Genomic DNA, 23,508 nt, shown 5'->3' with positions numbered 1-23,508 from the left:
CTAGCATAAGGTGCCTGGTTTGCAAAATACCTGGTAGGGGCGGTGGGACTCGAACCCACAAGCCTTGCGGCGGCGGATTTTAAGTCCGCTGCGTATGCCAATTCCGCCACGCCCCCGTTTGGATTTACGCCGATGCGGCGCAGAAACGATAACGTTGCCATAATACCAGAAAACGGGCCGGTGCCCGTTTTCCTTCCCGCGAATCCAAAAGCGCTACGAGATGCGCGCCGCATCCAAGATGATGCCATGCAAAATATCCGTTTCGCTGACCGTGAAACCGTCCACGCCCGCCAAATCAAGCACGGTCTGCATGATCAGCAGCCCCGCCACAATGATAGGCGCACGGCCCGGGTCAAGCCCCACAACGCTTTGGCGCTGCTCAAGCGGCATGTTCGCCAACTGCTTGAACTGCGCGTCAAGCTCGGCACGCGAAACGTACGCCTTGTGCACCTTCGCGGAATCGTACACGCCCATCTTGTCGCGCACGGCAACCACCGTTGTGGCAGTGCCGGCAACGGCAACAAGTCGCGAAAGCTCGAAGCCCGTTTTGCACAGCTCGCTGAATTTTGCGGTCATGCCTTCGCGAATCCACGCGCGCGCCAGATCAAGCTCTTGCTGCGTCGGGACATCGTGGTGGATAAATTTTTCGGTGACGCGGCGACACCCGATGTTGAACGAATGCGCCCACACAGGCGCCTGCCCCGCACGGCCGACGACCACTTCCGTCGAGCCACCGCCGATGTCCACGACCATAAGGTTTTCGCCAGCGTAATCGCACGATGCGCCGGAAAACGACAGCGCCGCTTCCTTTTCGCCGGGAATGACGGAAAGCTTCACACCGATGCCCTGCAGCGCACCTGCGAACTCGTCGGCGTTTTTTGCATCGCGCGACGCCGACGTGGCCACCGCCACGGTTTCGATGGCGCCATGTTCAGAGTCCGAAAACCCGTCGCGCACGCGGCAATAGCCGTCCACGATGCCAACAACACGCTGGATTGCCTGGGGTTTGAGCACACCCGTGGCGTCGACGCCTTCGCCAAGGTTTGCAATGGCGTATTCGCGATCAAGTTCGGACAGGTGGCCCTGAGCGTCGACATCGGCCACCAGCATGCGACACGTGACCGTTCCGATATCGATAGCCGCATAGCGCGCCGGTCGATACGATGCCTGCATTCCCGATTCGCAGCCCATAAGCCCCCGCTTACCTATTTATAGCCGAACACGACGTCGAGCACCGGCGAATACCACGTGGTAGGCGCCTGGATGCTGTCGGAGGAGATGTTGGCGATAACTCCCGTACCTTGATCCTGATTGTCCAGGTCAAGGCCGCGCACCTTTGCCGATTCCTCGCCCTGTTTCACCCAACCGAGCTGATCGTGAGCGCGCTGCTCGATGCCGGCGTCGGTTTGCAGCGAATCGACATCTGTTTGCAGCGCGTTATTGCGATCGGAAAGCGCGGCATATTCGATTGCAAGCTTATCGTGGTCGCGAACGCTGCAATAGTATTGCTGCGCCGGCCCGTACAGGAACATAAACGACAGCACAAGGCACGCCGCCACAACGGCACCGACCATGAAGCCGCGCGTCTGCGCGATGCCCGACAGCGACGCAAGCGAGAACCCGGCCTTGCGGCGATTTGCCGACGGCGCGCCCTCCCCTTCTTGCATGCGCTGAGCTCGGCGCTGGCTTGCGCCCATCTGGCCTTTGTACACCGCCGCGCGAGGGCCATCTTCGCCCGACGGCACATCGGAGCCGAACTGTTTGGCATACGCGCGCTCGGCCTTGACCTTCGCTTTCGACTTGGCCTTCGCGCGGCGGCGATCGGCGGCCGTTATGGTGCGCTGCTCGAACTCTTCGTTGGCCTGATCGGCTTCTACACGGGTGCTTTCGGCGCGCTTCGCGCGTGCGGTGTTACGCTCGGCGCGCGACGACGCAGCCGCACGACGTCCGTCCGGTGCGCGGCGGGTGCGCTCAGGCGCCTGCTGCTGGCGGGAACGGCGACGCGATCCGTTGCGCTCGCGACCGTACGCACTATCCTCGTACGGATCGTAGGCAAACGAATCATCGGAAAGATACGACAGCAGCGGAGAGTTTTGACGACGAGGCGCTCGCTCGGTTTGCGCCGGGTCATCAGAGGCGCGATGCGCGCGGACCGGCGTGGAAGAGTAGCGGGTGTTTTCCCGCCTGACGTCGTCAAACGAGAGGATATGAGCTTGCCTCGACATGTAAGATATCGCCCCTTAGCAGATATGGTTCGTTTTCGTAGTGTGATTGGCGCTAGAAGCAACTGAGAGGATACCACACCAAGCCGGCGCGCGTTGCGCTCACCAGAGCAGAAAACCCGCTTGCCTTCACGGGAAAACAAGCGGGTTTATCAGTGGCTTTTCGAAATGCGGCTTGAAGCTGCGCGCTACAGGTCGAGCTTTTTAATATAAGCTCTCCATTTCTCGAACGACTCGTCGCTGATGGCGTGCTCCATAAGGCATGCCTCCTGCTCGGCAACATCCTCGGGAATGCCCAGCTCCTTGTTCAAGAACTTCGAAAGCATGCGATGGCGATCGTACACAGCGGTGCCATACGCATAGCCCGCCTCGGTCAACGTCACATCGCCATAATACGGCTGCTCAGCAAGCGCTTTCTCTTTCAGCGCGGTAACTGCCTTATTCACGGAAGCCTTGGAAACACCCATTTTATTGGCGATGTCAACCGAGCGAACGGACACCTCCGTCGTGCCTCCGAGCATGACGATGGCTTCAAGGTAGTCCTCGTGCGACTTAGACATCTTTTCCATTGGCCCCTCCTTTCTTCATACGTGGTTTTCATAGTACCACAGCGATGCAACACGTCACCGAAAAGCAACGGACGGGCGATTTTCGCGATGAGGGGAACAAAAAGGAGAGGAGCCAGCGAGGGCGAAGAGGGGGGTATAAGGCCCTCGCTGGCATGCTGATGTGGTGATAGCCAGACGAGAGGAGCTTCACCACCGGGTCAGCAAAAAGAGAGGAGACCAGCGGTTCGCTTGGGGGGATTGCTTGCCGCTGACATTTGTCAGTATAGGGTAACTTGAGTAAGCCGTCAATAACTTTTTCGAAAAAGTTTTCCTTGGCTTCTTTTTCGCTTTCCAGAACATAAGGCAAGGGAGGGCCGGCACAATGCCAGCCCTCCCTTGCTGATCAGTTCGGTAGATGACGCGCAAACGCAGCGCGCCCTTCCCTATTTCGTTCCGACCGCTTTCTGCATGTCGGCCGCCATGCGCGCCGCGGCGCCGCATCCGGCGCACCCACCGCAGCCGCCCGAGCACCCGCGCGGGCTATCGGCGTGGCTGTCGCACATGCCGTTGCGCCACAAGCGGCGCACGGCCCACACGGCCCACGCCACGACGATGGCAAGGACAACCACGGTAGACGGCGTGAATTCCAATCCGAAGATCACTGCCTGCCTCCTTTTCTTTCGGTTGCGCGCACGGCTTTGCGCACGCGTTGCGTTTTGCGCACATGGTAGCGCGAATACAGGCGGGACGCCACCGGAAAGACAGCGTCCCGCACAAACGTTTCACGAGGTCACAACATCAGTAGCATATGGTTGACATTGCAACGTCGGCACTTACTTCGACTGCTCTTCCTTGCGCTTGGGCATGGGACGGAACAGCTGGAACAGCATGGCTGCGGCAATGACGATGGCCGCAACGGTGAACACGTTGAAGCTCACCTCGCCCGTTGCCAGGCCCACGAACTGGTACAGCATCGTGCCGACGCACCAAGCGAAGCCGCACATGTAGCCGATGGTGATCCAGAACCACTTCGCGTTGTTCTGCTGCTGGCGAATAGTGCCCATGGCAGCGAAGCACGGAGCGCACAGCAGGTTGAAGGCGCAGAACGCGACAACCGCGGCCTTCGAAGCGCCGAGCATCTGCAGGAAGCCGAACCATAGCTGCGGGTCCGCCTCGCCGTAATCGGCCAGCTGCGTGATGATGCCGACGGTGGCAACGACGTTCTCCTTGGCAACCAGGCCGGTGACGGCGGTTGCGGTGGCCTGCCAGTTATCGAAGCCCAGCGGCGCGAAGATCCAGGCAAGCAGGTTGCCCAGGCCCGCCATCAGGCTGTAGTCCATGTAGTCGGGCTCGTCAGCGTCAAGCAAGCCGAAGCCAGAGCCCGCATCGCCGAAGTTCATGAGGAACCAGATGACGATGGTGGACAGGAAGATGATGGTACCAGCCTTGATAATGTAGCCCTTCACGCGCTCCCACATGGACAGCAGAATGGACTTCACGGTAGGCATGTGGTACTCGGGCAGCTCCATAACGAACGGCGTGGTTTCGCCCGCGAACAGCTTCGTCTTCTTCAGCATGATGCCGGAGATGATGATGGCGATGACGCCCAGGAAGTAGAACAGCGGTGCAACATACCAGGTGGCAGAGGAGTCACCGGATGCCAGCGCGCCGAACACCAGCGCGATGATGGGCATCTTGGCCCCGCAGGGAATCATGGTGGTGGTCATGATGGTCATGCGGCGATCCATCTCGTTCTCGATGGTCTTCGTGGACATGACGGCAGGCACGCCGCAGCCGGAAGCGATGAGCATCGGGATGAACGACTTGCCGGACAGACCGAACTTGCGGAAGATGCGGTCCATGATGAACGCGACGCGGGACATGTAGCCGCACAGCTCAAGGATGCCGAGCAGCAGGAACAGGATGACCATCTGAGGGATGAAGCCGATGACCGCGCCGACGCCGGCGACGATGCCGTCGTTGACGAGCGACTGCAGCCACGGGGCCACGTCGGCAGCCTCCATGGCGTCGCCGATGATAGCGCCAAGACCGGGGATCCACAGGCCCCACGTGCCATCAGAAGGATCGGGCTCTTCTACCTCAAGCGCCTTCTGGTAGTCGGCGAAGGTGATCTGCTGCTCCTCGACGTTGCCGTCCTCGTCCTCAACCTCCATGGTTGCCACGGCGTGGGTAGACTCGGCCTGCTCGTCGAAGTCGGCTACGATGGCCTGGGCATCTTCGTACTCGGCCATGGCGTCTTCATATTCGGCCACGGCGTCTGCATCGGCATCGTCTTCAGGAGCCTCGGGCTCTTCAGCGGCCAGCGCGTCAAGCACTTCCTGGGACTCATCGGAAGGAAGCTCGGACTCTTCGTCCTCGCCCAAGATGTTCTCGACGTAGGCCACAACCTGGGAATGCGCGTCCTCGTATTCCTCGGTGGCCTCGTCGAATGCAGCACCGCCGGTGTAGAGCCAGCCGTCGCCGGAAATGCCGTCGTTGGCCCAGTCGGTCACCACGCCGCCGCCGACGGAAACCGCCAGCCAGTAGACAAAGAACATGATGACGATGAAGATGGGCAGGCCAAGCCAACGGTTCGTCACAACGCGGTCGATCTTCTGCGACGTGGTCAGACCCGTGCGCGTGCGCTTGACCGTCTTGTCGATGACGTGGCTGATGGCGTTGTAGCGCTCGGCCGTGACGATGGACTCGGCATCGTCGTCGAACTTGTCCTCGATGGATTCGCGGATGGCCGCGATGGCGTCAAGGTCAGCCTTGGGAAGCTTGAGGTCGGTGATGGTTTTGTCCTCGGCCTCGAACAGCTTGATGGCGTACCAGCGTGCAGCGGCCGCGGGCACCTTGTTGCCCAGAACGCCTTCAATCTTCGTGAGCGCTTCCTCGACGGCGGCGTCGAACTTCATCTGCGTGGCGGGAACCTTGTTGCCTTTCGCAGCGTCGATGGCGGCCTTCACGACGTCTTCCATGCCGCGACCCTTCAAGGCCGACGTGGGGACGATGGGGCAGCCGAGCTCTTTGGACAGGCCGGCAACGTCGATCTTGTCGCCGTTTTTCTCCACCAGGTCCATCATGTTCAGCGCGATGACAACCGGCACGCCCAGGTTCAGGATCTGGCTGGTCAGGTACAGGTTGCGCTCAAGGTTCGTTGCGTCGATCAAGTTGATGACGGCATCGGGGCCGCCCTCAAGCAGGTAGTCGCGCGCCACGATTTCCTCGGGCGAATACGGGGACAGCGAGTAGATGCCCGGCAGGTCCGTGATGGTCACGTCCTTGTCGCGCGTGTACTTGCCCTCTTTCTTCTCGACGGTAACGCCCGGCCAGTTGCCAACGTATTGGTTGGCGCCGGTCAGGTCGTTGAACATCGTCGTCTTGCCGCAGTTCGGGTTGCCGGCAAGCGCAATGCAGATTCCCATGTTCAACCTTTCGTGTATGTGCGGCCTCGCTTGTTTTCCGAGGTTACCCATTACCCTTCGGTAACAAATATCACCCCAGGTCAGAGGCCATTTTGAGTTAGCAAATGGTAACTCGGTTCCTTAAAAAATGGCGCGCGTGCGCCTGAATCATCGTCAACTCATGCGCCGGCTGTACACGCCAGCTTGCGCACTAGTTGACGAGGATGCTTTCCGCTTCGCTTTTGCGCAGCGACAGCTCGTAACCGCGAACGGTCACTTCGATGGGATCGCCAAGCGGCGCAACCTTGCGCACGAACACCTCGACGCCTTTCGTGATGCCCATGTCCATGATGTGGCGCTTCAGCGCGCCCTCGCCGGTAAGGCGTCGCACCGTTGCGGATTCGCCGATCTTCACGTCGCGCAGCGTCTTGCCCTGAACCTCAGCCATGAAGCTTTCTCCTCTCTTCTCTCTTTGTTTCATCTAACTTCGTACGTGACCGCATGCGGCCACACGAATGGCCGCAGGTGTACCTGCGGCCAGGTTCGCCAAAATAATTGCGGCGCCTTTATGCGCCAGCGGTGGTGATGATGTGGGCTGCAGCCTGGCGGCCGATAGCCACCTGCGCGCCTTTCACCGACACGATCAAATCGCCGGCAACACCGGAAACAACCTTGACCTCGGCACCTTCCACGAAGCCGAGATTCTCCAGGTGATGCTGCAAATCTCCCCTGCCGCGCACCTTCACCACGCGTGCCGCTTCGCCTTCTTTCAAGAAAGACAGCGGCATCTGCTGAACGGACACGCCGGACACGGAATCGGCGTTTGCCGCACCTTGCGCAGCAGCTGCCATCACACTCTCCACGTTGCACTCCCGTCATGAGTTAACCTTGTAGAACGTAATGATGTTATATCTGTTTGACTTAAAATGGAACCGTTGCGCAACTTTTTTGTGCGCCTAAGGTAATTTTTCAGTGTTTCGCCACAATAACTTCACGTTTTTACGCCTGGGTCCCAGCCGGCCAAGCTAGCCGCTTATCCGAGACGCACCGCCCCTCCAAACGCAGCGCGCGTCCCAAAAGCGCACCCGTCCTGCGCCCTCTATCCCGCATCCACTGCCGTTTGCGTGAAGAGTCCCAAAACGTTCTTCCATCTGTACTTACTTGGAAATAGTATGCTATAGATGAATAATCTTGTTCGCCCCTAAAACGGAGAAAGCCTAAAGCCCATGGAAGACAATCGCTACATCGACACGCGCGGATGCGTTACCGAACCCGTCGAGTTCACGGAAGCTGTTATCAACGGCCTTGCCGATGGCGGCGGCTTGTACGTCCCCATGAACATTCCCCAACTGACCATCGACGATATCTGTGCGCTTGCCAAGCTTCCTTACGCTCAGCGCGCGGCCAGCATCTATCGCGCTTTCGGCGTGAACCTGCCGGCGCAGACCATCGACGAGCTTATGGGCCAGGCATACGGCAGCAACTTCGACGATGAGCGCATCTGTCCCATCACGTCGCTTGACGCCAACACCCACGTGCTTGAACTGTGGCATGGCCCTACCAGCGCGTTTAAGGACATGGCGCTGCAGTGCCTGCCGCGCTTCTTCAGCGCCTCCGCCTCGCAGCTGCGCGAGCAAGGCCGCCTTGACCACGACTTCCTTATCCTGGTTGCCACGTCGGGCGACACCGGCAAGGCGGCGCTCGAAGGATTCCGCGACCTTGACCATGTCAGCATCTCGGTTATGTACCCCGATGGCGGCGTCAGCGATATCCAGTACCGCCAGATGGCAACGCAGCGCGGCGGCAACGTCAATGTGTGGGGCGTGCGCGGCAACTTCGACGACTGTCAAACGGGCGCGAAGAACGTCTTCGGCGACGAGAAGTTCGCCGCAAAGCTGCTTGCCGAACACGGCGTGTCGCTTTCAAGCGCGAACTCCATTAACTGGGGCCGCCTGTTGCCGCAGGTCGTGTACTACGTTTCCGCTTACGCGCAGCTTGTTGCCGACGGCAAGCTTTCGGCCGGCGACCCGCTTGACGTGTGCGTGCCCACCGGCAACTTCGGCAACATCCTGGCCGCGTATTACGCCAAGCGCATGGGTACCCCTATCGACATGCTGCTGTGCGCCAGCAACGAAAACCGCGTGCTCACCGACTTCATCAATACCGGTACCTACGACGTGTCCGACCGCCCGTTTGTGCTGACGCCCTCTCCCTCCATGGACATCCTGGTCAGCTCCAACCTGGAGCGACAGCTGTTCGAACTGACGGACCGCAACGCGCAAGCCATTGCCGAATGGATGTCCGACCTGAAGACGAAGCGTCGCTTCCGCATTGATGAGGAAACGTTCAAGCGCGTGCGCGAGCACTTCGCCGCCGACAGCGTCGACAACAGCGAATGCCTGCGCACCATCAAAGAGGTGCTCGACAAGCATGACTACCTGCTTGATCCTCACACCGCCGTTGCGTACCGCGCAGCGCAGAACCTGCGCGGCGAAAACCCCGTGCTTATCGCAAGCACGGCCCATTGGGCGAAATTCGGCAACAACGTCTACCGCGCGCTGCACGACATGGAGCCTGGTGAACCGCTGCCCACAGACGTCGAGGCGCTTTCCGGCTGCCAACTCAATGAACTGGTAGCGCAGGAATCTGGCCATCACGACGTGCCGCGCGGCTTGGCCGAGCTCGACGAGCTGCCCATCCGCTTCACCGAGGTCATCGACGGAACCACGGCTGATATCGAGCATGCCACGGAGCAATTCTTGGCAGCTTTGCAGCAATAGATTCACCTGCCAGAAAGGGAGGTAAACGCATGAGCAAACTCACGCGACTCAAACCGATAATCAGGTTGTCGGTCGGCAACCCCGAAACAGACAGCAACTCGGTTTTCGGACGAGGCATCGCAAGTCTGTGCCTTGGTGTTCGCGAAACGGGATCTTTGAACGCCGCGGCAAAAGGCATGGGCATGGCCTACAGCAAAGCATGGCGCATCATCAAAGATACCGAAGCCGCGCTTGACGTGCAGCTGCTGTACCGCAACGGAGCACACGGCAGCCAGCTTACCGAAGACTGCGAGCGCATCCTTGAGGCATACCAGGCAATCGAATCCGATTTGCAAGCGGAAGCCGAAAGGCGGTTCCAAGAGGCACTTAAGCGTTAGAGCACATACTTGTTTGTTGAGAGCCTTTACGCATGTCGTGAAGGCTCTTTTTCTGCGCAAAAGCAGGCCACGGTGCCGGCTTCTGCAATGCAGAGGGCTACGATACGGCAATGCCTTCATAATGAGGCGGCCGCCATGCCAGATACAGGGTTGCATCACCTGTCACTTTCAACGTTTCCGCCGGCGCCGAACTTTCGCCCGCATCCAGAAACACCCCTGGTACGTTCGTTGCCTCTCGCGTACGATCTCGATCTTCGTACCACATGCTTGGTAGGCGCCTGAATCTCAATCGGGTTCCGTATCGCACCGTTTCACTTGCAGGAACCAACCAAATAGCAGTCGCCTCCTGCGTCAGCGATTCGTCCACAAAGCATTCGCGCTCTTCTAGCAGTCGCTTCGTATCATCGGTAAGCGCGTATTCGACTGTTGCGATGTTGCGACCGTACAGCGTCAACCTTTTTCCCTGCAAGCAGGACCCATCCTCGAACAGCGTTTCGCAGGATTTGTCTACATACCAACCGTCGAAGTCAGAGCAACCTTGCTTCCTTCCCGCTTCTAACGCCGCCGCCGGCGTGCTGTACGACGTGCCGACCTCAATTCTTTCCTCATAGCAAGGCGACGAATCATCATCGACAACATAAGAGACAAGGACCACGGTCTTTCCAACCTGAACCGCATAAGACAGCGCAGCGCCCCTATAGGGAATACCGCGATGCTGAGCCTCGGCGCGGACAATGCAGGTGAGGAATTTCCCACTCCAAGCCTTATCGAGAGTAATCGAGCTTGCTTCGCCTTGCTGCGCAATCCCCTTTGGCTCTAAACGAACCTGGATTCCCGATATGGTGCGAGCAGGGCCGGAAGCCGATTTCCCCTCGCTTGTCCACGAGCCCCATCCCGACCGCGACGAGCACGCCCGGTAAAACACTCTGTACTGCTGCGATATCGCTCCGTGAAGCGACAGGGATACAGCGTTGGCAGCCGAACCGGCCGTTGCCCCGTCCCTCCACGCGCCGTTTGAAGAGAGTCGCGCGGAAACCGTTCCCTGAAGCGAACCTCCTTCGATTCGAAGCGAAACCCCAGCTAACGCGCCGCTTCCCTGCGTTGTACCCACAAGGTTTACACCAGGTTGTTCTTCAAGCCACCCAGCTTTCGATATATACGCCGACCCAACAATCTCCGGAAAGGCCTCATCGACAAACTCGTCGTCTAAAACAACCCAGGTGAATGTTCGCCGAATTCCTCGCGAGCGGGCCGTGGATCCTCCGGGACGAAACGTGCTGTCCGGATTGGGAACCGTGACGGATTGACCGACAGGCATGTAGCCGTCTTTCACCGTTCCGTGTAACGAAAACGGTCGCTGATCGGCTGTGGAAAAACGCGCGTCGCTCATACGCCATTTGTGAGCAGCATTGCTCCACTCTTTATCCGGATACCCATTCGAGTGGAAGCGGGCTTTCCCCGTTGATCCGCCAGAATCCAAAGCCATGCCCGAGCAATCGGCAAAAACCCATTGCGTTGAAGAAGAGCCGTGAATCCAAAACGACTGGGCCCGATTCAGCTTAGTACCAGCCGCGTTCCAGAGCTGAGCCGCCGAAGCGGTCATCGTAGGACCCCCGCCGCTTTGATCAAGCTGGAAAGCCCCGTCCGTCGACACCACTGGCACGAATCGATACGTTCCCGCAACATCGACATTTTCGTTTTCCAACAGTATCCAATGCTGCTTCGTGGCCGGCACAGTTGAGGAGACCAGGCATCTTGCGCCTTTAGAAGCAACGTCGGCGCTTTCCAGGTACTTTCCCTTAGCAGCAACAGACTCCACAGTCACGATCCGATTGCCCCAGGTGGCGTTACTTGCAATCGAAATTCGCTCCGACTGCTGGTCAATCCACTTCGTTGAATAACCTATAGGTGGGTCGCTTGCCCGGTCAAAATACCAGTCGGTTCCGAAATAATAGTAATTCCAAAACCATGAACGCAGCTGAAACGAATGCTTTACCGCCCGAGACGAGCGACGAATCCATACCGAATAGGAATTTTGCGGATATCGCCGATAGTCGGTCCATATTTGCGCCCCATCTTTATGGATACCGCTTCCAGCCTCGTTGTCGATAGCCACAACTTTCGACTCTTCCAGCCTCCCGCCTGCCGGAGCATCGTCAACGGCGTGATAGAGGCTAAAACGCGTATCATCACCGGAATCGGCATGCCACATGTTATACGAAGCATTTCGCCCGTTATAACTGCCGCACGCAATCTCGAGCACCCCTGTAAGGTGATAATACAACTCCGTGGTGAAGTCGCACTGCATCGTGATTTTCGATGCGGTGCGAAGGTATTGGTTCGAGGATATGTCCCATTCAACCCAAGGCGTTTTCGCGCTTACCCAGCGATCGGTGTACAACGCTCCCGATTGCGCGCCTCCATTGCCCGATTTCACGACACCGATAGCGCTCCAGAATTGATTCTCATACCACTTCCCATAACCTCGGAAAATAAAAGATCCATCCCACCAGGGTTCATCGGCAAATGCAACTTGAGGCCGCCAAAGCATCAAACCCGCCATCGCCGCCGTTCCCACGATGAACGCCCGCCGCGTCATGCATTTGCTTTGAGCGGCTTGCGTGCCTTTAGCGCCAAGGCCGCTTGACCGGCTACGTTTGAAAACTGGCAGTTTCCCCGACCTCGAACGACGCGAACGCCTCACGAGCGCCTCCTCTCATCGCAACCACTACACCATTCCTCCGCTCAAAAAGGTCAGCAGCTTCACCACCGTTGGAACCAAAACCAAAATCACCGTAGGGGGCAGAAAGCATGCAGATAAAACGATATCGAGCTTCGTCGGCATCTTGCGGATTCGCTCAAGCGCCATGGCTTGCGCCTGCTCACGCGCTAAAAGCGCCTGGGCAGCAAGTCCTTCCGAAACAGAAGAGCCCTGATCGATCGCTTGGGTGATTTGCCCCACGAAAACGCTAACCTCTTGACTTGCGCAACGTTGCGCAAAGTGCTCCAAAGCCTCGGTGCGGGAATGACCCAGCAAATTCACCTCTTGATCGACTAAGCGAAGCTCTTCAGAAATAGGTCCCTTCAGGCTTGCGGACACCTCGCGAAAGCACTGCTCGATAGGAGACCCGGCAGCCAAAGCAACCGCAAGCAACTCCATTGCGTCAGGAAGACACACTTCTATGGATCGGCGCCGATCGTTTTGCCTGAACGCCACATACCGCCCAGCTGCCCAATGCCCAAAAGCGGCCGCGCCCACCGTCAGGGCAACGCTCCACACGCTTGGCGCCGCAAACAATACGCACGCTGCAAAGCAAAGCGCAGCGCTTGCGCCCATCATCACCGCCACGACCGCACGCCACGTCTCGGGCTCCACGCCCATGCCTGCACGACGAAGCGCGTCCCTTGTTGAACCCGCCTCATCACGGGTCATCGGCGCAAAAGCGTTTACCGCAACGGATAGCCGCTGCGCAATCGTAACGAAAGATGACTTTGCAGCAGACCGAGGCGACGATACTGGCGCTTCGCTTGACGAGGGAGAAAGAGCCACTGCAGAGGGGGACTTCGCCCCGCACCATGCGCATACAACTTCATACGCGACCAAACCGGCCGCAATGCCGGTGAAGGCTATCACGGCAAACAAGAATCCGTCCATGCTGCCCCTTTCCCTTTGCCCTACGAAACGTCGACTTCTCTGAACGTGGTGATCTTCTTGCAAGCCGCTATTCCAGCGATTTCCATGAACGCGGCACAAGACAAGACAAGCCACCCGAGCGGATCAGTCCGATAAAACAGCGCGAAATCCGAGCTTGTCATATACATCAACCCAAAGATGACCGGCATTGCGCCGGCGACGAACCACGTCGCCAGGCGCGTACCCGCAAGTTCGGTCCTAAGCTCCCGCTTCGTTTTCATGCGCGCATTTGCATGGTCACCTACCAAGTCAATGACCTTGTTGACAGGACCGCCGAATCGCTGCTGAATTCTCATCGACGCGGCGAACGCCGCCACATCCTCGCTGCCCGTCCTTCGCGCCATGCCTTCAAGCGCGCCTACAAGCGGCTCCCCGTATGAAACCTGGGCCAGCACCCGCACCAATTCGGATCGAATCGGCTCCTGAGCTCGATCAACCGAAGCCCGAAACGCGCGCTCTACAGTCTGAGCGCTACGAACGCTTGCGGACAGCTGAGGCAGCATACGAATGAATTGCTCGGCCAATAGCTCGCGACGCCTGCGCCGCGCCCGCTCTACATACACGGCCGCCCCCGCGCAAACAAGAAGCATCCCCGCAAACGCTGCAGGCACGCCACCTGCACGCAAAGAGAAGACCCCCACGGTCGCCAACACCGCCGTTGCGCACATAAGCCACATCAAAGGAGATGTTTCGATCCCTGCATCGCGCAACATCTTCGCCAACGGGCCATCATCGCCCTTGCGCTTTTCATCCGAATCGCGTCGACCCTGCTCGTACAGCGTCCTGTCGGAAACGCCACGATCACTTAGCAGGATTCTGAGCTTTCGTCGAGCCGAAAACGCGGCGGCGGCCACAACGGCAATTGCGACGATTAACACGAAAGCCATCTGTTTCCCCTTTCGCCGCTTCCACTTTCCCGTTGCCGCTCTCCAAACGCGAAGAACACGGCAACGTATCGACTTTTCAGCAGGCTATGCCGAGAAAAACCAGGTCGGATCATACTGAACGCCCTCTCTGATCATTTTTTGCTTGATGGTTTGCGGCTGCACGCCACACGGCCGCCAGCTACCCGACACTCGCCCGAAAGCGTCGGTACCGCCTACATCGAAGCGAAACAGCTCCGCGCGAGGAATGACCGTCGACCCTTCAGGCATCGGGTCGATCGCCGTGATGCTTGTTACACGGCGAGATCCATCGGCCATTCGATCGACATGAACGACAAGACCACCCTGCAACGATTCTGCAATTTGCTGCTGCACAACGTCGCGGCCCAAATCGGAATGCGCATAGTTCACCATCGTACGCAAGCGACTTAACGCGTTGCTTGGGTCATTTGCATGGATGGTAGTCATAGAGCCAGGATGATCGGTTTGCATTGCCTGCAACATCTCATACGCCTCGGCGCCACGACACTCGCCAACGATGATGCGGTCAGGGCGACGGCGCAGCGACAACGCCACCAGCTCCCGCATCCCAACGGCCCCCTGCCCCTCTGCATTCGCCTCGCGCGTTTGCATACGCTCGACATGATGAGCCCGCAGCCGCAGCTCAGGCGTATCCTCTATGGTGATAACGCGCTCGTGCGCTGGAATAAAGCCCGACAAGGCTCCCAACAAGGTTGTTTTGCCCGATCCGGTGCCGCCCGAAATGACGATAGGGCACCTTGCCCGCACGGCAGCCCCAAGAAACTTCGCCATGACAGTGCTGAGCGCGCCTTTCTCTATCAAGTCGTCCATGCCCATGATGTGCTCGCTGAAAAGGCGCAGGTTCAGCGCAGGGCCGTCGGGAGCTAGCGGCGGAATGATGAACGTTGCGCGGGCTCTTCCTCCTGGCAGCATCGCGCACCCCATCGCGTGAGACTCATCGCAGCGAACACCTGCCTGCTCCGCAATTTTGTTGATGATGCGCCTGACGTGCTCGGCGTCATCGAATCGCACATACGCGCATTCTTCGATGCGCCCAGCTCGCTCCACGAACACCTTCGGATCGCGAAACGAGAGCGAAGCTCCTTCGAAATCGATGCCGCCTCCATTTACCATGATTTCCGTGATAGAAGGGTCATCAAGCAAAACTTGCAGCGGTCCGTAGCGCAAAAAATCATCCACGATGCACTGGCACATCAGGTTCTCGTCTTCGATACTCACCGCCATGCCCCACGATCGAATCGTCTCGGATACGATTGAGCGGATTGCCACTTCAACACGGCTCGAATCCGAAGACTCCTGCAGCTGCAGGGCCAAGTTGTCACGCACAAGACGTTTGAGCGCCGATGCCGCAATCCTATCCATCGACACCACCCGTCAGCACGTCTTCCGAAGCAAGCAGCTGCACACTTACCTTGCCCGACACCTGGGCTTGACGAATCGCATCGGCCTCGTCAGGAGAAACTTCTATAACAATGGCGCTATACGACGCACCATCGCTATATCCGTCTCCCCCAACAGCAACAACGCGCGCCCGATTCGCAAGCGTTTGCGAATCAACAATTCCAGAAGACGCTCCTTCAATCGAGACAACGCGGACCGCATCATAGGGCTTCACCTGCCCCGCAATGCCCGTTTCGTCATCGACCGAAAGCGACACCGCTTCCTTGTCCGCTGAAAGCTGAGCCGCCAAGCGACCATCAGAGCCCGACCCCGCAAGAAACGTTCCGCACAGCTGCGAACCTGCGGGTATGTCCACAAGGGCGCGCATGCCGGATACGCTTGATGCAGGTTCAGTTGACTGAGCAGGCAGCGCAGCAGCCGACCGGAATGCCGCAGGAACTTCACGCACCTCTAACGAATCCGCATCGAGCATCTCGCCCGCCTTCACATCTTGAGAAACAACCCAAACGGCAGTGGAATCCCTTGTTGCCTGGTCGACCGCAGACTGCGATGCCGCAACCTGCCAAAGCGAATACCCCACAGAAACGCACGCCACCGCAACCGAAGCAGCAACAACCGCCGACATCTGTTTGCATCGATGCACAAGCGGCTCTTCGCCTCGCACAGACGAATCCACCGCCACATCGTCGCCTCTTACAGGCACAGCGCCAGACGAGCGGGAAACGCCCCGAGTTCGTTTTGGCGCCATACGCCGCGAAGCTCCCGCGCCCGATCTTCCAACCATGTTTCTTTCCTTTCTGCTTCATAAGCGCGGCACGACCAGACCGCCTTACCCCACGCCCTGAGCAAGTTTCACCATTTCATCTGGAAACCCTTGCAGCGAAGAGATGGAGGAAAACGTCGACATTCCCGCCGTCGAGCCTTCAGCGAAGCGATACGACCCGCAAATCCTGCGCTCCGGCCGCCACACCGCTTCCGCGGAATAAGGCTTTGCAACAAAAGCTCGGCTTGAGGCAACGGTAAGGGCCAGCGGAGATGCCGGCACCGAAAACGGCAACGGCGTCTGCTGCTCGACCTGAACGCCAATGACCCACAACCGCTCGCTGCGAGGCGTAGACTGCGCAGGCGCTTCGTAGAACCACACGGTCAACGCCGCAGATACGCCCTGGTCACGAACCGTTTGGACGATTCCATCAGCAAGCGTCAATCCGGGATTGTCCGCATATTTCGCCGAAACGGCCCCCGAAGCGTCCATACATGCCTGCCGCGCCGCATCAAGCGCCTGCTCCTGATGCGCTTTCGCCGCATATACCACCCCGTGATCAACCGCAAAGCCAAGCGTCGTAACAAGCACAAGGCATACCACCACGGCCAGCGGGGCAATAGAACCGCATTCGCCCCGCACCCAAAACCTTTCAACCATCACGACACCGCCACCTCCGATATGCGCTCATTCTCGATTGCGCAAAAGACACGCTTTTCAAGCTGCGCCGGCTCGATACCGGCAACACATAAAACCAGCGGAAGGCGATAGCAAACCGAGAAAGAAACCGAGGAGACCTTCGTTCGCTGGTCAATGCCACCCAGCTCACCCGGCGATTTCCTATTCGATACCTCGATGCAAACATCGCTTACCTGAATGCTGTCGAAATCAAGCTGGGACGATTCACCGGCAATCTCATGCGCCACGAAACGGGCCTTGTCCGGCGATTTCGCCAAACCAGCCGTGTCAAGCAGCAAACACGCCTGCGAAAGCTCCGATGAGAGAATTGAAGCGGACGTTGTATAACAAGCTATGTACAACGATCCAAAAAGCAGCGTCATCAGTGCAATGATGGCGAAAATGAATTGGACCGCCTCGCTTCCCGATTCACCCTTCGCCATAAACGACCTCCTGCGATTTGAGCACCGTACGCGTTGCCTGAGCAGAAAGACCGAACGTTGCGCCGCCGCCTGCGGATAATATTTGCCCGACAGGCGTCAGATAATCACCTTCAAGTGTTGAGGAAACCTCGATTTTTGCAGCGCGCATCGAGGCGTTTTCGTCGATAAACAAACCTGTTTCCGCATCGAAACGATGACGCTGATACGAGATATCCGGAGCGTCGGACACGCGACATGTTGCAGAGCAGCGAACGCCAAGCGAGGAAAGCGAGGGAGAAGCGTCACTGAGCGCCTCGGTGATATCGCAGCTGCTTGGCAACGCCACGCCCGATAAGGACACTTGATCGGCCATGCGCCGGCATACCGTTTGCGTTGCGCTTTCGAGCTCCGTTCCCATAAACGCAAGGCGCCCCAAATCTACGATTGCGCACATCAGCGTTATGAGGATGGGCAGCACCATCACAAACGAAACGGCGCTGCCACCTGCCTCTTTGCCGTGCTCCGCTATCGCACGCCGTTGCATGGCGCTATTTCGCCGCAGCGCCAGCGGTCACGCTTCTGAACATGTTGCTGATGGATGTTCCGGCGGAATTGATCGAGGTGTTGATCTGATTCTGCAACGTCATAAGCGCAGCTCCCAGACCTACCGCGAAACCCAAGACGATCACCACCTGCACGATTTCAGAACCGCCGTCCTCCTCGCCGCGATACGCCAGCGCGCATGCCTTGTCGAACATGCCCTTCATAGCAGTGTGCTTTTCCATCATTAGTTCCTTTCTTCGTTACCCTTTTCCCTGTTCATTCATGTTCAGCGATAGCCAACAAGCAACCGCACCACCTCCTTCCTGTCCGCACGGACCCCTATCGAGCCACAACCGTTCCGAAAATCATCCAGAGCGTCAAAAACGGGGCCATGGGAATGCCGTCTTGCCGCTTCAGGCGCCGCGATGCCAAACCGACAAGGGAGAACAGCCCGGCGACGATATAGCAAGACGCCGCTCCGATAAGTGAAGCCGGGCCGCTAAGGACGGCAAGCGCCGTCATGCACCGCACATCGCCCTGGCCCACCGAGCCGCCCGCATCGCGAGCAACACGATTGGCTATCCAGCACACCGCCAGCACAACCGCAGCGGAAGCAAACCCTGCTGCTACGCCAGCAACCCCGCCATTGAGCAGCTGAAATGCGACCCCACCTAAAAGCAGACACCCGCAGCACTCCAAAGGAATCATCCGAGCGCGAACGTCGCACACAACGCCTGCCGCCATGGCAACGCCGCAAAGCGAAAGAGGCACGGAAAGCTGCAACGGCAATCCGAACGCGGGAAGCGCAGCGAACCATGCACCGCATGCAAGCGCCAGTACAACGCGCTGCAACACGGTCGGGCGAAACGAGCAACGCCGTGCCTGCTCGCGCTCGCCGCGCGAAGAGCAATCCTGCCCAACGTCGATGCCGGCCTCGCGAAGCGCGCAGGCGCGCTCGTGCGTCAGCACTTTGCGTTTCGCCTGCGATTTGACATCATCGAGCCACATGCCCAGCGCACCAGCGCTTCCCGCATCGGACGGCTTCGGCCATACGCCGGCATGGCCAGCCCGATATGCGATAGCGCCTTGCAGCGATTCGTTCCACCACGAAAGAGACCGCCGATATGCGCGCTTCATCGCAACGTCTGCCAACCACGGCACGGCAAGCGCACCAGCCGCAACGCCCACACCGGCCGACACAAGCACCATCATCAGGAAAAACGACGTCATGCTATCTCCGCCTGCCTTTGCTGACGCACCGTATCAACCGCAGCGTGCCGAGCACGCACCTCCTGCACGCATTCGCCCTTCTGCCCGGCCGCGGTCCCTCGCTTCACCTCGGCCGGGCGGGCGATATCCATCACGGAAGGCCGCCTTCCCCGTCGTAGAACAACGCATTCAGGTGCCGAAGCGGAAGCCGCATCCTTGTGCGAATCGGGGGTCTGCGCTGCAGCGGCCCCAACATCCACCAATTCGATGCGCACCACGACATCGGCGCCTCGAACGGGGACATCAACCGTTTTCAAACTGCTTCTCATCGCAGAGCCACAATCAGATAGAACGTTTCCGGCATCGGCGGCAACTGCTTGCCGGACAGATTCCGCGTGCATGCTTGCGAGCTCCCGGCTCCTCGCGCCGCCCTGTCCTTCGCAGGCCACATCCACACCTACCGCACCACCGCTTTCTGACGAATTCGGCGCCGAAACAACCGACGGCGCAACGAACGCTTGTGCATCGCCCTGCGAGAACCGATGCAAGCACCCGTAACACACCTCGGCATCGTCAAACGCCCCCGCCCTGCAAACCGGACATGTCTTCATGCCTTGCCACCTTCCTTTCTTGAAATGCCTACGTAATCGCCCACTGAGAACCAAGGAGGATCGCACGTGGAAAACCGCTCAAGCACCGCAACGGCCTTACGGCATTTGAGGCGTCGCAGCGGAGCCACCGCTCGATAAGACTCGACGATGCGGCCGTCATCGCCTACAAACGCAATGTCAAGCAAGTCATTCATCCCGACGGTGTGCACGTCGTTGCACGGCATGAGCAGCAGCACGCCACCAGGTTTCGATCGAAGCAGGCCCTTGACGCGCGCGGGAAACCTTCCCGCAAGTTTCAGCACCTCAATCTCGTTTTCCATCACTCGCCTCCGTCCTTAGTGCCCGACCATTGCAAAACAACGCTTGTCTCTTCCCCCACCTGCGCCGCCGATGCAAACGCCCAGCGATACGCACCTTCGCTTTTGACAAACGACCGACACGAGGAGGAATCCGAGGAAACGCCGACCCAGCCTTTAGCGACCAGGCGGCCTTCAAGTGCCGCGAGCGTTTCTTCAACGCTGCCCTTTTCGCACCAACTGACCAGTTGGGCGTTTGAGCTCCAGTAGGCGCCACTCATGCTCGACACGTCGAAAAGCTCGTCCTCGAACAACGCCGGTTCATGTGCCGGCAAAGCAAATGCCGTGCGTTCGCCCCCGCTCACAACGGCATCGAAGCCCGCCTCGGCAACCGCCGCCGCGGCCTCACCTGGCCCATTGCTCCGCGCCGACGCCTCGAACGCGCTGCATGCGACCAACGCGGCTGCAGCCGCGCCGACGATTGCGCATGCCAAGCGAAACCTTTTTGCCTGGCACGCAACCAAAACACCATCCCTACCTGGCACAACGCTCATGACAACACCCCCGGCTTGTAGCAGTCCACCACTATCTCCTCGCTATGCGACAACGTGGGCAGCGACACGCCAAACACCTGGGGGTTTAGCGCCGCCCCGAACAGCGTCGGCTCGAATCGCACCGTTGCGGAAAAGGCCGTGTGCCCTTGCGCAACGGATCGCGCACTCACCTGCACCTGCACGTTTTTCGCATTGCCGCCTTGTTGCAACTCCTGTTCGATAAGCGAGCAGCTTTGCGCAACGTCCTGCCCGTAGGCCGGCGACGTTGCGCACGTGCGCACCGCGTCGCGAAAATCGTTGTCGAAAGCCGCGCACACCCCGAAAAACGAGCAGGCGTTCACCGCAATGGCCGCCACGATCAGCATCACCGGAAACGCAACGACGAATTCGATGGTCATCTGGCCCGCCTCCCCGCAGGCGCGAGCGTCCATCAGTCCCACGGCCGCACCCCCGTCACATTCGCGTACAGCGAAACCAGCTGGTCAATCGCCTCTCCAAGGGCGCCTTTCGCGAACTCGCGCGCAGCAGGCGGAAGCGAGATCTCGATGGGAACGGATTCGCCGCCCACATCGATGCTGGCAACTTCAACAGACCCGTCTGCCGCATCGATGCCGGCAAACGCATCCCGGCGAACCGATGCAGCCAGTGACGAGAACACGCCGTTCGACATAAGCGGATGCGCAATCGCCTGCCGCTTCAGCTCCACCAGCCGCGCGCAAAACGAATCCGCCTTGTCCGACCCTGCAACATGGGCCGCATTCACCACCGCAGGGCGAAGCGCGTCAAGGTTTGCCGGCTGCAAGCCAACGGCCTCAACAGCCCCCGAAAGCTCGTCGGCAGCCCAATCGCCCAAACCGCTGGCACCGATCAGCGGAAGCCCGTCAAGTCCTTCGCGAACGACGTTCGTCAAACTTGACTGCCCGTTCGCGTAAGCGCTCAGCAACCCCGCCCAACAATCCAAGGCAACCCCAGCAAGCCCCGCCGGCGCGCCACGCTGTGCCAAGCCATCGGTCAAAGACGAGATGACGTTGCCGCCTTCCCCTGACGGATCGGCAACCAGCGTTGACGCTGAAACGGCAACACGTGCGCCAACTTGCCCTGTGGCCTGCACAAACGTTGACTCGAACCCCTTTGCGGGCGCATCGGTGCCAACGTTGGCGCACAGCACCACGAACCCTTCGCTTCCAGGCGGCCGAGCCGTGATGCGGTAGTCGCCCACGCGCGAACACGCCTCCTTCAGCGCGGCAAGCACATCCGCCACGCGGTCTTTCACCGCCTGCTTCGCGGGCTCGGCGCGCTGCATGGCCTCCTGGTACGCATCCGCCGCGCGCGCCACCGCCTCGTAGTGGTATTCGAACCCGTTGTCGATCGACGACGACGCCGCCGCCACCTTGCCCATGCTTGCCGCCGTAAAGCCGCATTCGCTGCACGTTTCCCACCCGCCGCCTTCCATGGCGGCAATCGATGCCGTTGACGAAAAGCCCGCCGCCCGAGGGCACCCGGACCACGCATGCAACACCGGCAGGCCGTCTTCGGTCGTGCAGGGGTAAACCGGATCGGTGTACAGCGTTGTTTCCCGCATCTCGTCGGTGTTTTTCGGCAAGTGCGGAAAGTACGCGCGGAACTCGGGCTTTTCGACCACATATCCGCGCGAAAGCTCTTCAGACGCATAAGCGAAGAAGCGTTTTCGCAGCTCAGAACGGGCGTGCGCCTCAACGCTTTCTCCATCGGGCGCCTCTGAGGCAAGCCGCACGGGGTAGTACGCCTGCGCGCGGCGCAGCGCAACGGAAAACGACCAAGCATCAACGCTTGAGTACACCGGGTTCGACGAGCCCTTCATGCCCGCAAGCGTTTCCGCGCGCTCTTGCATGCAATAGCCCGGGCGATTCCCGCAATCGCGCTCGAACGCCTGCCGTTTCGCCTCGTTGGCCTCGCGCGATGCGGCATCGACCTCGTTGGCCAGCCGCTTGATGTCCTCAGCTTGCGAAGCCGCCGCTTCGCGCGCTTTCGCCGCTGCTGCGTCCTCCGCCGCCACACCGATATCCGGCGCCGAATCGGGCACAAGCACCGCCATGGCAACGTAACGCGACGTTTCGGAGTCGTTCGCCGACGCCACCGAGGCCGCAGCAACCGCAGAGAGAAACGGCAGAGCCTTCTGCACGCGCGTCAGGCCCTCCGACGCGGTGCGGGAAAACCTGTCCCGTGCCTGGCCAGTTTTCTGTCCCGACTCGATAAGCTTGCCGCCCGCAGCCTGCGCCCCGGGAACGCAAAGCGCAACCACGCCAAGGCCCGTTGCGGTCAAGCTGGTGAGGGAAAGCGACAGCGCCACGGCATCGCACAGCCGAACGGCTATCATGAACTCCGCCACCACGTTGCCCGCCGCAAGCGACGCCGCATCCGCAACCGATTGGACGCGTGACGACACCGATTGGATGCGGTACACCTGCGCCGACGAGAACACCAGCGAAAGCGTCAGCAACAGCGCAAGCACCATGCCCGTCGTTGTCAAGCCCGACTCGTCGCGCAGCAACCGTCCTGGCGCCACGCCGAAAAACGGCCGCCTCATGACCAGGCGCCTATCCAGCCGCGCGGGTCAAGCCCCTCCTGCGTACCAAGCACCCATGCCGGCTGCGTCCGCCTTTGCGCTTCCACCTTCACCGGCAGCAAACCTTCCTCGTCAAGCAGCCCCAGCAGCGCGCTGGCGCCGTCAAGCAACGGCAACGGCCGCACCCTGTTCTCGATCGACACGCGCACGTATTCGGAGCGCTCGTCGCCTTCAAGCTGTATGCGCCACGAGCACTCGCCTTCGTGAACGTGAAAGCACGCAACCGGGGGAACCGCGCCAAGCCGGTGACGTACGAATGCCTCGATGGCCTGGGAAGAGTCGCCTGTCGCATCGGTTTTCACCGCCAGCACGCGGCACGCATCCGTGGCCGCGGCGGCCATCACCATGCGGTCGTACAGCACCATGCCCGGCTGCACCAGCAACAGCAGCGCCGTGAACAGCACCGGAATCAAAAACGCCGATTCCACCGTCGCCTGGCCGTCGTCGCGCCACGTCTTCGCCCTCACGACGC

At 59.6% G+C, this 23,508-nt stretch carries 24 protein-coding genes and 1 tRNA gene; 2 read left to right on the top strand and 23 right to left on the bottom strand.

Features of this window, described 5'->3' with window-relative positions:
• Nucleotides 1-31: 31 nt before the first annotated feature.
• The 8 genes from ACWI6D_RS00560 to ACWI6D_RS00525 all read right to left on the bottom strand — a co-directional run bounded on the left by ACWI6D_RS00560 (nt 32) and on the right by ACWI6D_RS00525 (nt 7,040).
• Nucleotides 32-116, bottom strand: a tRNA-Leu gene (locus ACWI6D_RS00560).
• A gap of 97 nt (nt 117-213) precedes the next feature.
• Nucleotides 214-1,191, bottom strand: a complete 978-nt coding sequence (locus ACWI6D_RS00555) for a Ppx/GppA phosphatase family protein (RefSeq protein WP_449133262.1) — start codon at nt 1,189-1,191, stop codon at nt 214-216.
• Nucleotides 1,192-1,205: 14 nt separating this feature from the next.
• Nucleotides 1,206-2,225, bottom strand: coding sequence for an FtsB family cell division protein (locus tag ACWI6D_RS00550; RefSeq protein ID WP_449133261.1), 1,020 nt, complete (start codon nt 2,223-2,225; stop codon nt 1,206-1,208).
• 185 nt (nt 2,226-2,410) lie between these two features.
• Complete coding sequence (locus tag ACWI6D_RS00545) at nt 2,411-2,791, bottom strand: metal-dependent transcriptional regulator (RefSeq protein WP_129424117.1); 381 nt, start codon at nt 2,789-2,791, stop codon at nt 2,411-2,413.
• Between the two features lie 422 nt (nt 2,792-3,213).
• Nucleotides 3,214-3,432 carry a FeoB-associated Cys-rich membrane protein gene (locus tag ACWI6D_RS00540; RefSeq protein ID WP_288285679.1) on the bottom strand — a complete coding sequence of 73 codons (219 nt, stop codon included), beginning with the start codon at nt 3,430-3,432 and terminating at the stop codon, nt 3,214-3,216.
• A gap of 171 nt (nt 3,433-3,603) precedes the next feature.
• Entirely contained in the window at nt 3,604-6,198 is a 2,595-nt protein-coding gene (gene feoB / locus ACWI6D_RS00535; RefSeq protein ID WP_449133260.1) for a ferrous iron transporter B, read from the bottom strand.
• A 190-nt stretch (nt 6,199-6,388) separates the two neighbouring features.
• Nucleotides 6,389-6,625: a FeoA family protein gene (locus ACWI6D_RS00530; RefSeq protein ID WP_129424112.1), complete on the bottom strand. Its 237-nt coding sequence runs from the start codon at nt 6,623-6,625 to the stop codon at nt 6,389-6,391.
• Between the two features lie 118 nt (nt 6,626-6,743).
• Entirely contained in the window at nt 6,744-7,040 is a 297-nt protein-coding gene (locus ACWI6D_RS00525) for a FeoA family protein (RefSeq protein ID WP_288285677.1), read from the bottom strand.
• 363 nt (nt 7,041-7,403) lie between these two features.
• Here ACWI6D_RS00525 and thrC point away from each other — a divergent pair, with 363 nt between their 5' ends.
• Together thrC and ACWI6D_RS00515 are read left to right on the top strand one after the other, a co-directional pair.
• The gene (gene thrC, locus ACWI6D_RS00520) at nt 7,404-8,957 is read left to right on the top strand and encodes a threonine synthase (protein ID WP_449133259.1); all 1,554 of its coding nucleotides are present in this window, start codon (nt 7,404-7,406) and stop codon (nt 8,955-8,957) included.
• A gap of 29 nt (nt 8,958-8,986) precedes the next feature.
• The gene (locus ACWI6D_RS00515) at nt 8,987-9,334 is read left to right on the top strand and encodes a winged helix-turn-helix domain-containing protein (RefSeq protein WP_129424108.1); all 348 of its coding nucleotides are present in this window, start codon (nt 8,987-8,989) and stop codon (nt 9,332-9,334) included.
• Between the two features lie 97 nt (nt 9,335-9,431).
• Here ACWI6D_RS00515 and ACWI6D_RS00510 read toward each other — a convergent pair whose 3' ends face one another.
• From ACWI6D_RS00510 to ACWI6D_RS00440, 15 genes are all read right to left on the bottom strand, one after another.
• On the bottom strand, nt 9,432-11,933 hold the full coding sequence (locus ACWI6D_RS00510) for a hypothetical protein (RefSeq protein WP_449133258.1): 2,502 nt from the start codon (nt 11,931-11,933) through the stop codon (nt 9,432-9,434).
• Nucleotides 11,934-12,062: 129 nt separating this feature from the next.
• Entirely contained in the window at nt 12,063-12,989 is a 927-nt protein-coding gene (locus ACWI6D_RS00505) for a type II secretion system F family protein (RefSeq protein ID WP_449133257.1), read from the bottom strand.
• Between the two features lie 20 nt (nt 12,990-13,009).
• Nucleotides 13,010-13,915: a type II secretion system F family protein gene (locus ACWI6D_RS00500; RefSeq protein WP_288285673.1), complete on the bottom strand. Its 906-nt coding sequence runs from the start codon at nt 13,913-13,915 to the stop codon at nt 13,010-13,012.
• Between the two features lie 84 nt (nt 13,916-13,999).
• On the bottom strand, nt 14,000-15,316 hold the full coding sequence (locus ACWI6D_RS00495; RefSeq protein ID WP_449133256.1) for a CpaF family protein: 1,317 nt from the start codon (nt 15,314-15,316) through the stop codon (nt 14,000-14,002).
• Nucleotides 15,309-15,998 (bottom strand): Flp pilus assembly protein CpaB, encoded by a 690-nt coding sequence (gene cpaB, locus ACWI6D_RS00490; RefSeq protein ID WP_449133255.1) that lies wholly within the window; start codon nt 15,996-15,998, stop codon nt 15,309-15,311. Before cpaB ends, ACWI6D_RS00495 begins: the two co-directional genes overlap by 8 nt.
• Before the next feature lie 186 nt (nt 15,999-16,184).
• Nucleotides 16,185-16,778 carry a hypothetical protein gene (locus tag ACWI6D_RS00485; protein ID WP_449133254.1) on the bottom strand — a complete coding sequence of 198 codons (594 nt, stop codon included), beginning with the start codon at nt 16,776-16,778 and terminating at the stop codon, nt 16,185-16,187.
• Nucleotides 16,778-17,239 (bottom strand): hypothetical protein, encoded by a 462-nt coding sequence (locus ACWI6D_RS00480; protein WP_449133253.1) that lies wholly within the window; start codon nt 17,237-17,239, stop codon nt 16,778-16,780. The genes ACWI6D_RS00485 and ACWI6D_RS00480 overlap by 1 nt, the downstream gene beginning before the upstream one ends.
• Nucleotides 17,226-17,762, bottom strand: a complete 537-nt coding sequence (locus ACWI6D_RS00475; protein WP_449133252.1) for a TadE family protein — start codon at nt 17,760-17,762, stop codon at nt 17,226-17,228. Before ACWI6D_RS00475 ends, ACWI6D_RS00480 begins: the two co-directional genes overlap by 14 nt.
• Before the next feature lie 4 nt (nt 17,763-17,766).
• A complete protein-coding gene (locus ACWI6D_RS00470; RefSeq protein ID WP_449133251.1) occupies nt 17,767-18,003 on the bottom strand; it encodes a hypothetical protein in 237 nt (78 codons plus the stop codon).
• Between the two features lie 97 nt (nt 18,004-18,100).
• The gene (locus ACWI6D_RS00465; protein ID WP_449133250.1) at nt 18,101-18,991 is read right to left on the bottom strand and encodes a helicase associated domain-containing protein; all 891 of its coding nucleotides are present in this window, start codon (nt 18,989-18,991) and stop codon (nt 18,101-18,103) included.
• A 586-nt stretch (nt 18,992-19,577) separates the two neighbouring features.
• Nucleotides 19,578-19,901, bottom strand: coding sequence for a DUF192 domain-containing protein (locus ACWI6D_RS00460; RefSeq protein ID WP_288285666.1), 324 nt, complete (start codon nt 19,899-19,901; stop codon nt 19,578-19,580).
• Nucleotides 19,901-20,371, bottom strand: a complete 471-nt coding sequence (locus ACWI6D_RS00455) for a hypothetical protein (RefSeq protein WP_288285665.1) — start codon at nt 20,369-20,371, stop codon at nt 19,901-19,903. Before ACWI6D_RS00455 ends, ACWI6D_RS00460 begins: the two co-directional genes overlap by 1 nt.
• A gap of 56 nt (nt 20,372-20,427) precedes the next feature.
• Nucleotides 20,428-20,871, bottom strand: coding sequence for a hypothetical protein (locus tag ACWI6D_RS00450; RefSeq protein ID WP_288285664.1), 444 nt, complete (start codon nt 20,869-20,871; stop codon nt 20,428-20,430).
• Entirely contained in the window at nt 20,862-22,997 is a 2,136-nt protein-coding gene (locus ACWI6D_RS00445; RefSeq protein ID WP_449133249.1) for a hypothetical protein, read from the bottom strand. Before ACWI6D_RS00445 ends, ACWI6D_RS00450 begins: the two co-directional genes overlap by 10 nt.
• A complete protein-coding gene (locus tag ACWI6D_RS00440) occupies nt 22,994-23,503 on the bottom strand; it encodes a TadE/TadG family type IV pilus assembly protein (RefSeq protein ID WP_449133248.1) in 510 nt (169 codons plus the stop codon). The genes ACWI6D_RS00445 and ACWI6D_RS00440 overlap by 4 nt, the downstream gene beginning before the upstream one ends.
• Between the last annotated feature and the right edge of the window lie 5 nt (nt 23,504-23,508).

The sequence above is a fragment of the Senegalimassilia sp. genome (genome assembly GCF_977052095.1).
Note: the sequence above shows the minus strand (reverse complement) of the source record. Positions and strands in the feature narration are given on the sequence as shown.